Source organism: Parendozoicomonas sp. 209JJ7-1, assembly GCF_058147085.1.
In genome coordinates, this window is record NZ_JBYVJU010000120.1 from 1 (window position 1) to 655 (window position 655).

1 protein-coding gene is annotated in these 655 nt (G+C 32.8%); it reads right to left on the bottom strand.

The window, feature by feature from the left end; translation table 11 throughout:
- Positions 1-58: 58 nt before the first annotated feature.
- Positions 59-544, bottom strand: coding sequence for a hypothetical protein (locus ACY2RQ_RS19655; RefSeq protein ID WP_490114710.1), 486 nt, complete (start codon positions 542-544; stop codon positions 59-61).
- Positions 545-655: the final 111 nt, after the last annotated feature.

Sequence of the window (655 nt, forward strand, 5' to 3'; positions counted from 1 at the left end):
TAACGCCTGCATCAGGTGCGCCGAAGGCGTCACCTGGATGCGCTTGTTATGTGCGGTTTTAATAGATACTCTGCAATTTTAGAGCATTCCAATCACAATTAAATCTAAATGTTGCTGAAAGACCAGCTCCTAAGCTGTCTGAAACGGTTAGAAAGACAGAGTGGTCGTCCCGGATTGCTAACTCTTCAATTATCGATGATGTTGAAGGTGATCTTGTTTTACTATCATAACGAACAAATTTTGGACTCCCAGTGAATATAACCATTTCTTGTCTTGTTGCTGTAGTTTTAATATGAATTGCAAAGTTAGACGAAAATGTTGCATGTAGTATATCAAAACCTTTGTTAAGGTATGAATTTGGACTCTTAGATGGATCCTGTAAGTCTTTGCATTTTTCGACTTCAATTACAGCATTTACCAATTTTCCTGAAATAATATTATTTTTTAATTTATTGAAATCTGTTATTTGTTCAGAGTGAGAATATAGAGAATAAGATATTGAAAATAGCGAGATGAATTTAAAAAAAAGTTTAACACTGGACATAACCAAACTCACCGATTTTTAAAGTGAGTCTTGTATTATAGAAAATTTTAAATTACATATAATAACAAATTTTGATAATGATGACGGTTTGACTCAATATAAGCACATAAC

Bases quoted from the DNA above. Each gene is read 5' to 3' on its own strand.
- ACY2RQ_RS19655 (WP_490114710.1), bottom strand. From the start codon at position 544: ATGTCCAGTGTTAAACTTTTTTTTAAATTCATCTCGCTATTTTCAATA.